Consider the following 12,124-nt stretch of genomic DNA (forward strand, 5'->3'; position numbering starts at 1 on the left):
ATTTTATCAAAAACTTATCTTTTAATCAAAATATAATATTACATAATTCAAATCGTATTTATCGTGCACTAAAGTATTTCAAACAGTTAAATAACAGGATTATTAATGAACTTTTAGGATTAGAATATGCTATATTTTTTTTATTTCAAAATAATCTTGCGATTATTTTTATCAGTTGTCTTAAAAATAAAATGATTTACAACGCAAAAGAGTTGATTAGGCAAAATGCTAATCAACTCTTTTCTCATTTTTACTTCACTTGTTTGTTACGATACCAGTAATAGCCGCCAATTAGACCACCAATTAGCAAAATAACTAGCGCCAATTGCATGAACTTCACGATTCCACTTCCCCCAGTAGAAGGCAGGTCCCCTACATCTAGTTCATTATGAACCAAGAAGTACATTTTCTCACTTTCACCATAATTCACGGTAAAAGTATTGTTTATTGGCTTACTTTTCGCGTCCAAATAGCGAACGTGATACCCAGTTGTCGTTTCGACAAGTTGATATTCTTTGCCATCTGCTAAAATTTTTGTCCAATCGGTAATGGTATTTCTTGCTGGTGTTGTATCAGTGAAGCGAATTTTTGTTTTAATATCTTTTGCAGAAACACTGACACTACCATAAGCAACTGGTTTATTTGTGTCCAAAGCTTGAATTTCAAATTCAAATTCTTTACCACCATTAGGAAGCGGCACATTACCTGTGAGTTTTTTCTCAGCTTCAAACTCAAAAATGTCTTCTTTGGTATTCTCTGCTGTAAAATTAATCGTAATATCTTCATTATATTGAGCCGGGACATCAAAAGAATTCCCTTGGGATTCATCAGAGTTGCCGCGGATAGTATAAACAACTTTATACCCTTCACTATTTGTTTCCACAATATAATAGCTACCCTCACCTAACAGCGCTGTCCATTGATCTTTAGTCGTAATTTCAGCATTATTATTGTTAGGGTCTGTGAAAACGATTGGAGCAGGATTATTTTTCTCAGAGACAATAGCTTCTCCATTTGCGATTATAGGATCGGTTGTTGCTTGTTTATTACCATCTTGTTTGCGTAATTCAAAGTTGAAAGTTTTGCTTTCTTCTAAATTTTCTCCTGTTACCTTTTTACTACCTGTCAAATTAATTTTTGGTGATTCTTTATCTTTGCTGTTTTTGACGACAAGTCCAATATTATTAACAGCCCCAGCAACGAATTTGATTTCATCCGTAGCAACATCATTCACATTGTAACTGGCGTTATAACCTTGTTTTTCCGTTTCAACAATCACATATGTCTTGTCTGGATTCACAATTGCAAACCAATCATTACCACTGATGCTAATTTGATAGTTTTTATCCTTATAAAATTTAATAGTCGCTGTTTTTTACCCTTTTTTGACCTCTGCTTTACCAAAGGCCAAGATGTTATCTGTCAATTTTTCTTTGATTTCAAATTTAAAGGTTTTATCTGCTGCAACTGCTTCTGAAACTTCTTTTTTGCCTTTGATGGTAAATTCATCTTCATAATTTGTTACTAAAAAGTTGATATGAACGGCCTTATCTTTGGCAAAATTAGCAGTAAATTTATTATTCCCTTCACCGCCGTAACCCGAATATTTCACATTGTAACCATGAGTTGAAGTTTCCACTAATTGATAATTTGCGCCATCTTCAAGTATTTTTCCCCAGTCGCTATCGCCAATTTCATTTTTTTCGCTATCACGATCACCTGCTGAAGGGTAAAACTTGATAACTTTTTCAGTGTTGCTCTCGTCATTTTTAGTGTAAGTTACTTTACCGTAAGCAGCTGTGGCAGTTGCTTTACCCTCCACAATTTTTTGAACTTCAAACAAGAAATTCGTTTCTTTGTCGACAGTATCTTTTAATAATTTTTTAGCGCCAAACTTAAACTCCGCTTGTGCTTTTACATTATAGACAGGGTGATAAGTTGTGGTAGTCGCTGTACCAGGCGTAATCTTAAAATAAATTTTATCCGTATAAGCCGGATAAGACTGCCCATTTTTATCTTTTGGTGGGGTAATCTCAACAAAGTAATATTGATACCCTTGTGAAAGACCGCTAACTGTTAGGCGCCCCTGCGCATCCGTCTTATATGGCTGACCGTCTGGATTTATTTTGACATGTTTATCTTGCTCAATTACATATAAATCAAATTCCGCCCCGCCCAGATATTCATCTTCAACAGGATCTTGTTTAATAATCGTCACACTACCCTTAGGTTTATAATCCCATTTATGGGTTTCTGTTCCCCCATTCCACTCTGAGAAAATCAAATTTCCTTCAATTGTTGTACTCGCTTTGCCTGTGGCACTCGGGGCAACGATAGCACCTTGGATAATTGCACCAATATTAATGTTTTCTTTATATAAAGCGTCACTACCTGCTGAATAGAAATTATACAGCACAGGGCTTTTTGTAAAGACAGAATGCTCTCCTGTATTAATCTTTTGACCATCAGAATCTTGGAGCTCGATTTCTTGTTTATAATTAAAATTTTTGGTACCTGCCGGAATTTCCACATTAAAGTAGACGTTGCGCACTTTCCCCGAGTGATCGGGCTCTAATCCTTTAATGGTTAATTTACGTTGAACCTCATGGGCACTTGGCGCGATTTTAATCACGATAGACTCCATATTGTCGTAGGGTGCTTTGGTTAAATCAATCTTTTGTTCATGAATCTGATTATTATTATCCGTAAAGAAAGCTTTATCAACAACAATGTCTGGCTCCCAAGTGGCAATATCTCTATTTAGATTTTCTAAATAAGTAAATTCCTCCTCAAAATTGATGTAAGGTATAGAACTTTCCCGCTCAAAACTTATATTACCGCTAAAATCAACCTTCCTATTATTTAAATATATTTCATTTGCATTCTTACGATAAGAAATACCTGACCCCAGTACAAATTTAGCCGGTGCTTGTGGCGAAGATTTGTTAATACCATTAAAGCCATCTCCCAGCTCTCCGGCATAAAAAAGTTCATTTGCCGAACCCGCTCCCGTATTCGTTCTTACATTAGCGATTGGAGCGGCGAAATTTCCATTCAAATGTTGACCTAAATCAATTTTTTTTGCAAAGACATGGAACAAGCCCGCTGCTCGTAACGTTGTCAATCGTGCGGAGGGTTCATCATCATAAACCGTCTTAGCATAGGACAATCCATCTGCTGATGTTGGAGAATTTTCTGCTCCTATTTGTCTTGTGGAAGTCGTTTGTGAGCTGTTGCTACCAGCACCTCCACTTGCTTGAGTCTCTTCTGCTGTCACGACTTGTTTATCCAACAGTTGCGTTTCTTTTTTAGCTTCATCCACTAACCAGACAGATATTTTCATCTGCTTTGTATCTGTTCCAAATTCTGCTGTGAAATTACTCGTTGGGTTAGCGTTTTTCTCTTCGCGATAATTTCCTTTATCTTCTGTCACGTTATCCTTTGAGATATTGGCTTTGTTATTCGGATTTAAAATTTGGTATCTGATTTTATATTTTTGATTTTCTGAAAAAGCTTTAGTAAAAGTAACTTGCCAGTCTGCTTTTGCGCCATTATCTTTTAGCGTATTCGTATAGCTGACTTTTAGTCCTTTAATCTGAATCAGAGTTTGTTTATCATTAGCATTTCTTAAATCAGTCAAATCCAATTCATCTTTTTTCGGCACAAAAATTAGTTCTTTTTTTGCTTGCTCTTTTTCACTAAGCAAAGGATTTTCTACAACTTGTCCCGAAGATTGCGCCGTTTCATTTTCACCTGTTGCCGCAGGTGTTTCTGCTACTAAACGCGTTGCTAAATAGTAACGTTTCCCCGCTGTAATAGGGATTTTGAACGTTCCTTTTTCTTTCAATTGTTGTTCAGAGTACCAACCTTCTGGTGTTTTACCAAAATCAGTGGCCGCTTCTAAGTCAATATTTTTATTTTCCTCATCGGCTACTAAAAAATGGAGGCGTAAAGTTTCATCTGGTTGATGTGGCCGTTTTTGATACTTGATTTGAATATACGGCCCCGTTTCATTTTCTTGCAGTGTTTGCGTCAACAAAAGATTATCATTTTTGATTACGTCTTCTGTTTCATCATTACTGGCAGATGTTTTCCAGATAGATGATGCCGACAACAAGCCTTCAAGAAACGGCAACAACACTAACGCGATAATGATTCCTGTAATCATCTTCTTTTTCATTTGTCCCGCCTCCTTTGCCCATTATTTTATAACCATACTAGCTCACTAAATTTAGTTATCTTCATTTTTTTTGCGCCACAAGAAAATTGCACCAATAAGAATAATTACTCCAATCACTGAAAATGCAGCTTTTCCTTCATTTGTTCGCGGTAACATTCGGCGGGTGGTTGCTTCAACTGTCGCAACTAACTGACCAAGTGTTTGTGGTAAACGTAGTCTGTTTGAAGTTTCTTGCTGGGAGTGAACTGCTTCATTTTGCGTATTGTAGACACGCGGCATTTGCTTTTGCTGCGCATCTTCCGGCACAATACCCGTGATAAGTTCTTCCATTTTTTGGCCGTTAATCGTTACCGCTTCTTCCCAAGTTGCTGGAATGACGACCTCTACTTTTCTCGCTTCCGCGGTAATTTCATAGCCGTTTGCTGCCTGAACTTCTTCAAAATAAAAAGTTCCTGAAGGTAAAAAGCGTTCACCGGTATTAACTAAGCCCGTTTCATCTGAAATAAATTTGTTTACCCGTTCATCGTTTAAGGGGTCTTCAGATTCTACCCATTTATTTTTCAGATCCGTTGTGGGGCTCATGTCCAAATAAAGCCGTTTCCCGCTTTCTTCCCGATATAAAACAAATGTTGCTCCTGCTAGCGCACCTAGATTTTCACCGCTTCGGTTTTGACCAAATTTATAAAAGTATGGATCACGAACATAGCCGACATTTTTGGGATACAGATGGATTTCTGTTAACTCTTCATTATTTGCCATCACAGGTAATGTTACCAAAATCGGCTTAGCAAATTTTTCCAAGTCAACATTTAATTCTTTTGTTTCAGATACCGCTGTTTCCACAATTAAATAGGCTTTAAAGGTATCGCCTTCTTTACGTGGCAAATTAGTAAAACGAGCTATTCCCGCTTGCTTTGAAGCGGGATTATCTTTTGTGATCACATCATTTTTGGTTACTACTGTCTTACTGTTGGCAATGCTCATTTGTGGTAATTGCGCATTTTCAGCAATCTTAATGGCATTACTTCTTGTCATGCGAGAAAAGACTTGTACGATATCTCTTGCATCCTGAATCTCACTGTCGTGGTAATACTTTTTAAAGGTTGCTACATCCACTAATTTTGTCGCATCCCATATTTTATACTGGGCGCCGTTTAGCGGAACTGAATTTTCTAATAATGTATTATCCTGACCTTGACCGTCTTCCTGTTCTTTATCGATAGGAAGTCCGTCATTATCATAAAACCAAGAATCCAAATTTTCATTAGCTCGCCAACGCACATCCCGAAAAATTCGTTTGTGCAAGACGATATCGATCGCCTCACCCGCTGCGTCCGCTGATTTTCCAGCAAAAAAAACTGAACATAAACCGGCCATAAATAATGGTAGTAATAAAAATATTATTTTTTTCATATAACCCCTCCACTTAACTATCTACTTATAAATAAGTTTAGAATCGGGAGTACACTTTTATTGTACACACTCCGATTGATTTCCTCACTTTACCCAAACATTTTTTCCTTCAAAAAAAATAGAAAACTAAAGTTATTTAACCTTACGTAAGCTAGCGTTCTAATTCAAACGATTCTTTTTCCTTCATTATTTAATCTTATGTTTCGATAAAATTTATTAAAAACATAAAGATTATTTGTTAAAATTGATTTAGATGTAATGATTCTCCAACCAAAAAAGCTTTTACAATCTTCAAATAAATCACTTAAATAAGAATATCATCTAATCTTTTTTTAATCAACAAACAACTCACCTAGTTTAAAGCAAGCTATAAACGCCATTTTAAAAGCTTTCCCAAATAACAAAATAACAAATCCATATATAAATTTTTTAATTTTAACAATATCATGATAAAATAAAAATTAGATAAGTATTCTTTAAGGAGGTGGAATAATGTTACTAAGCCCATTAATTTTAGATGACGCCGCCAGACAGAAAATCAGCGTGATGGAGTTTTTTTCAGATAAGGAAGCAGGCACTTACTCGATAAATTATCTTTGCTCTGAACTAAATTTGTCCTATACAACCTTAAGCACCCTGACACAAGAAATTCATGAGAATTTATTAGAACTTGCAGGGAAGCCTTTTTTAACCGCTAACGGTAAAATATTATGGCACCCGGCAGATTATCATCACAACGAATACATTCAATATCTCGTTCGGACTTCTATTCCGTATAATTTCATCTTGTATTCCTTAATCAAACCTGAAGCAACTTTTGAAAATTTTTGTGAAGATTTTTACTTGAGTCAATCAACGATTTTACGGAAATTACGTCCTTTGAAAAAGTATTTAAATTCTTTTAGAATTCGTCTACTAGCTTTTAAAATGAAGATTGACGGAAATGAAGCGATGCTACGGATGTTTTATACCACCTATTTGTGGGCGGGAAATTTAGGAAAAGATATCCATCAAAGTGAATTCAATTTTTGCGATGAACGTAAGATTATGCGGGAGCTTCATTTTGATAAAGCGAATTTCATGCACCCGCGGGAAATATTTCTTCGCCTTTGCGTTAATCGTTTGCGGGCAGAACAAGGTTACAAACTGGAGTTACCTAAATTTCAAACGTTGCCTTTTAGTGAGTTCTTGCCATCGTTGACAACTTATTGTGAAAAATTCATCACCGATCCACAGCAGGCATACTTACAAGGCCGTTTTATTTCCTACATGTTGTATTTCACGCCTTTTTATATCAACATCAACGACTTTCGAATCAAAGAGCTTAACGAATATTACGAAGAACTAAAGGAAGCCGGAAATAGTTTAATCGACTTAATTGAAGAGTATGAGCAATACTTCTTTACCGAATTAGTCCCTGAAACAACGCCTGATTATGAAGAGTCCTTTCTATTACATATCAACTTATTCGTAACCTTAATGAATTATGTCATTCATCAAGGTGATTCTCCTTTAATTATGGATATTACGCGTCATGAACACGCCCATGAACATGATGCCTATCTTGAATTATTAAAGCGAAATGGTGATTTTTTCCGTCGCATCTGCCGTCGTAAAAACTTTGCCTGGCTTGCGGATTGTTGTGATGATTTAGTAGAAGATGTGACCTATAATATTTTGCCGACCTTCAAAAACTGTTACGACAACCAAACACTAAATGTCGGTATTTTAACAATTCCTGATTACTTTATTATGCAAACCGTCAAAGAAGTTTTAAATCAGTTTGGTTTTGTTCAAGTTTATTTTACGAACTTTGATGATCCTAATATTGATTTTTTCATCAGTACCTTTGACGTTCTTTTACCTGATAATTTAGCAAAGCCAAATTTCATTGTTGAATTAATCGAAGATAGCAGTTATGAAAAAGAACTTTTTGCCCAACTTTGGCATGCTTATCGTCAAAAAACATTACAGCAATCTAAGCTGCAAAGAAAAAACTGTCAGCAACTATCTTCTTTAAACGGTGAATGCGACAAAGCAATGTCTAAAGATATCGATGCTGCCAATTAAAGCAATAAAAGCCAAACCTGGTCGAGTGATTTCGGTCAGGTTTGGCTTTTATTTAAGGTTACTTATTTATTTGGTTTTATCTTTATAAAATTTACGTATGGAAAATCCAAACAACAGCAGTAAAAATAGTACAATCAACATAATCTCAAAACCTAGTTCGCCTTTTTTAAACTTTTCAGGTAACTGCTTTGTAGCCAAGACTACATTATTCAGACTAAAACCTTGGACTCTATTTTTTGCCCGTTGAACGTGTAGCACTTTAGGTGTCGCCTTTTGTAATACAATTTCTGGTACTTTACCATCTCGCATTTCGCAAATTCCTACGCCATTAACAGTGGCTGGGAAAAAATCCCCTTTTAAATCCGTCCAGGACGTTGGAATGAAGACTTCGACATCGCTGATTTGCACATTTTTATCAAAACCTGGAACTGCTTTAATTTCTTGAAAATAATAAGTTCCTGGCGGTAAGTTGCGATGATTCGTAGTAATTAATCCTTCTTCATCGGATACAAAGTGTTCTAGGCGCTTATCATTTCTAGGTTGCTCAGAAAATGTCCAGGAATACCACGTATCACTGCCATCATTTTTTTCCAAGTAAAGTCTTTTCGCTTCATCATTAAGTTTATACAACACATACTCCACACCAGCTAAAGGCATTTCACCGGTGCCCCTCATTTTGCCATAATTGAAAAAATAAGGATGTCGTGAATAGTATACTGTTTCCAAATACAAATCTACTTCGTTTTCAGGATATTCTTGGGGATCAAAGACGGTAGGAACCACGCTTTGCTCTTGCACCCCGTTAATTTCTGAATTCGGCTCTGCTTTGACTTCTAAGATTAAATACAAGGGGTCTTTTGCTTGCTGTCGGGGAAGATTCACGGTCGCAACGCCAGCTTGTTTTGTCTTTTTGTCATAAGTCGTTTGTGCTTTTGCAACAATCTTATATTTTTTGGCTGCCTCAAAAACATCGCGACGTGTCGCATCTTTCCAATCTGCTAAAACAATTTTTTTAGGTTTTGCTTTTGCATCGAGGGGTTGGGTTAAATCATAAATGATAAAGTTAGCCCCATCTTGTGGCAATGTTTGACTAAGAAAGGCTCTCTTTTCATCTGCTACCTTCAAATCATAGGTTATCTTATTTTCAATATCGAAAAAAATGCGCTTATGCAGACGCAATGTAATTTCTTCTGTTGCAAAGGTTGGCCTTGCTACTGCAAAACAACCGAGAAAAATAACAATCGTAAAAACAAGTAGTTCAATCTGGCGTTTCATCTTCTCACCACCTAATATTAAAATATCCTCATTTAAAGTATAGCATATTTTTAAGCAACGTCCATTTCGACACAAAATTTTTTCAAAAAGTAAACAATAACCGATTAGCTGCCAATTCGTAATTGAAATAAAAAGCGCGTGCTTTATAACAAATAAAAAGCACCAAAAAACGCGAGAAAATTTCTATCAATTAGCTTTTTCGTATCAAAACTTTTTTACAAAAAAACTAGGACAAAAGCAAATGGGCTTTGTCCTAGTTTTTCATCTTCTTTTAAATGAGTGATTAATTAAGGTACTTCAATATCGCCAGCTCCACTAACAGCTTGGCTGTTTTCATGACCGTTGTCTCTTTGGAAATAAAAAGTAGCACTTTCACCTTTTTTGACCGTGACATCAATCGCTTCTTTATGGGTATCATTTGGTGCTAAGGTAAAGTCAGCGACTTGCTTTTTCGTACCATTAGCATCCGTTAAAAAGACCTTCACTTGTTGATTTTTGGAGTCGGTTCCTTTGTAACTTGCCGATAAGTTCACTTTAAACGTCTCTGGCGCATCACTTTTATCTGGTCCTTTTGAGAGAATCACTTTGACTGTATCGCCAATTTTTACCGTCTGTCCCGCCCCCGGTTCAGTTCTAATAACCTGATCTTTGGCAATAGTATCCGAAAATTCTTCAGCTTTCTCATAGTCCAAGCCATAATCTTTCAACGTATTTTTGGCCTCTACATCAGACTTGCCGGCTAAGTCAGGTAACGTAATTTTGTCTGTTCCAAGGCTTACTGTCAGTATAATCTGGGTTTTATCTGGAATAGCTTCTTGACCATCTTTGGGTGTTTGGGCGATAACTTGATTTGCAGGTGCTGTATCGCTGTAAGTTTCTTCTTTTTTAATTTGAGCTTCCTTAATCCCTTTTTCCATCAAATCATTTACAGCTTCGTTGTACGTGTAACCACTATAATCGATCAATGCTACCGGTTTAACACCACGGCTAACTGTTAAAACAACTTTTTGAGATTCTGGTGAAACTTTTTCTCCCTCAGTTGGGTCTTGGGAAATAATTTTGCCTTCTAGAACAGTATCACTGTACTCATCTTTACGGCTAATATTACTTTCTTGGAAGCCAAGATTTTTTAACATCCGTAAAGCGTCATCGTAGTTTTCTTCTGTAACATCTTTCATATCGATTTTTTCTTGGCCGATACTTTCGTAAATCGTGATCTCTGTTTTTTCTTTGACGACATTGCCAATTGCCGGATCTGTTTTTACTACTCGATCGGCTTCCACCGTTTCACTGGGGATTTTTTCTATCTTGCCAGGTTTTAAACCGACTTGTTGCAGTTTCTCTTTTGCTGCGGCTACCGTCATCTCACTAACATCTGGCACAGTTACTTCACTTTTACCACCAGAAAAGAAGGCATAAGCTAAGCCGCCACATAATAAAACAAATAAAAGTATCGGAACTAGCCACCATTTACGTTTTTTCTTTGGTTTCTTTACTTGAGCTTTCTCTTGTGGTTGTGATTTTTCTTGGGGTGGCGTTTGGGTAATTAATTCTTCTGGAATCGGTGTTAGTGCTTTCGTTGCATCATCCATTGCATGAGGTTGCCACCGTGGTTCATTTAAACGCTCCGGATTTAAGACTGTCGCCAAGTCTTCTCGCATTTCATCTGCAGTTTTATAGCGATCGGCAGGATTTTTAGCCGTTGCATGTAAAACGACATTTTCCAATGATTGTGGCAAGTTATGATCAAATGTCCGAATCGAAGGCATTTCTTCTTGAAAATGTTTTAAAGCAATCGTTACGGCTGACTCTCCGTCAAAAGGCACCCGGCCGGTTAACATTTCATATAAAATAATTCCAATAGCGTAAATGTCTGACTGGTTGGTCGCCATGCTGCCACGAGCTTGCTCTGGTGATAAATAATGAACAGAGCCTAGCATTGTATTGGTTTGGGTAATCGACGTTTCCGTTAAAGCAATGGCAATTCCAAAGTCAGCAATTTTCACCACACCGTCTTCATTAATCAAAATATTTTGCGGTTTTAAATCCCGATGAATAATGCGATGTTGATGGGCCAGCGCAATAGCACTTAAAATTTGCTGCATAATCTCAACAACAGTGAGATAGGGAATAGGATAATTTTTTTTGATATATTGTTTCAAATCCATCCCTTTAACGTATTCCATCACTAAATACTGCATCCCGTCTTCTTCTCCCACATCGTAAACTGTCACGATATTCGGGTGAACAAGTTCTGTTGACGCTAGCGCTTCTCTTTGAAAGCGGCGAATCGCATCTTGATCGTTTTGGAAGTCAAAGCGTAAAATTTTAATCGCCACTTCGCGATCCAAAATCAAATCTTGGGCTAAAAAGACATTCGCCATGCCACCGCTACCGATATTACCAATTATTAAATAGCGGCCACTTAGTTTTTTACCAATTTCAATCATGAGCACTGCCCCCAATTTCGATTAGTAAAACGGTAATATTATCCGCACCACCGGCGTCATTGGCCCCAGAAATTAATTTGGCCACTTTTTCATCCAGTGTGATGGGTTCATCAATAATCCATTTAATAACATCATCTGCTAGCATATTGGTTAAGCCATCTGAAGCAAGTAACAGATAATCGCCAGCTTTGTAAAAATGACTGGCAATATCTACTTCCACTGATCCTGGCATCCCGACAGAGCGGGTCAACACATTACGTCTAGGATGCGTTGCTGCCATTTCCTTTGTGATTTCACCAGAGCGCACCAACTCATTTACTAAAGAGTGATCTTCTGTCAGCTGGGTAATTTCGTGGTCCCGGACTAAATACATGCGGCTATCGCCAACATGTGCTAGCGCGAATTCCTCTTCAAAAACCGCCACACAAACAATTGTAGTCCCCATACCCTGCAGCTCTATTTTTTCTTGGCCTAAATTATAAACAGCCTCGTTAGCATTTTGAATTGCCGCAACAAACCATGAACAAGCTTTTTCTGGCGAAGTGAGGGTGGTTTCTTGCCATTTTTCCCCCATACCTTCCACCGCCATTTTACTCGCCACATCTCCGGCTTGGTGTCCCCCCATGCCATCAGCTAAAATGGCTAAAGTAATACCGGCTTTATTTTTAAAAATAGCTACATAGTCTTGATTGCTATTACGCTTTTTGCCTACATCCGTTTGAAAACTAATCTGCAT

General features: G+C 37.1%; 7 protein-coding genes. 1 reads left to right on the plus strand and 6 read right to left on the minus strand.

Annotated elements, in window-relative coordinates; all coding sequences use genetic code 11:
- Positions 1-250: 250 nt before the first annotated feature.
- From K4422_RS05045 to K4422_RS05055, 3 genes are all read right to left on the minus strand, one after another.
- Entirely contained in the window at positions 251-1,300 is a 1,050-nt protein-coding gene (locus tag K4422_RS05045) for a hypothetical protein (protein ID WP_230709558.1), read from the minus strand.
- 75 nt (positions 1,301-1,375) lie between these two features.
- Positions 1,376-4,180 carry a prealbumin-like fold domain-containing protein gene (locus tag K4422_RS05050; RefSeq protein WP_230709559.1) on the minus strand — a complete coding sequence of 935 codons (2,805 nt, stop codon included), beginning with the start codon at positions 4,178-4,180 and terminating at the stop codon, positions 1,376-1,378.
- Between the two features lie 51 nt (positions 4,181-4,231).
- Positions 4,232-5,593 (minus strand): pilin N-terminal domain-containing protein, encoded by a 1,362-nt coding sequence (locus tag K4422_RS05055; protein ID WP_230709560.1) that lies wholly within the window; start codon positions 5,591-5,593, stop codon positions 4,232-4,234.
- A 492-nt stretch (positions 5,594-6,085) separates the two neighbouring features.
- Here K4422_RS05055 and K4422_RS05060 point away from each other — a divergent pair, with 492 nt between their 5' ends.
- Positions 6,086-7,663 (plus strand): helix-turn-helix domain-containing protein, encoded by a 1,578-nt coding sequence (locus K4422_RS05060; protein ID WP_230709561.1) that lies wholly within the window; start codon positions 6,086-6,088, stop codon positions 7,661-7,663.
- Positions 7,664-7,729: 66 nt separating this feature from the next.
- Here K4422_RS05060 and K4422_RS05065 read toward each other — a convergent pair whose 3' ends face one another.
- The 3 genes from K4422_RS05065 to K4422_RS05075 form a co-directional block, all read right to left on the minus strand.
- A complete protein-coding gene (locus K4422_RS05065) occupies positions 7,730-8,938 on the minus strand; it encodes a pilin N-terminal domain-containing protein (protein WP_230709562.1) in 1,209 nt (402 codons plus the stop codon).
- A gap of 287 nt (positions 8,939-9,225) precedes the next feature.
- Positions 9,226-11,388: a Stk1 family PASTA domain-containing Ser/Thr kinase gene (gene pknB, locus K4422_RS05070; protein ID WP_230709563.1), complete on the minus strand. Its 2,163-nt coding sequence runs from the start codon at positions 11,386-11,388 to the stop codon at positions 9,226-9,228.
- Positions 11,381-12,124, minus strand: a complete 744-nt coding sequence (locus K4422_RS05075) for a Stp1/IreP family PP2C-type Ser/Thr phosphatase (protein WP_206902563.1) — start codon at positions 12,122-12,124, stop codon at positions 11,381-11,383. The genes pknB and K4422_RS05075 overlap by 8 nt, the downstream gene beginning before the upstream one ends.

The organism is Enterococcus sp. SMC-9 (assembly GCF_021011285.1).
In the GTDB taxonomy this organism is placed as follows: domain Bacteria; phylum Bacillota; class Bacilli; order Lactobacillales; family Enterococcaceae; genus Enterococcus_C; species Enterococcus_C montenegrensis.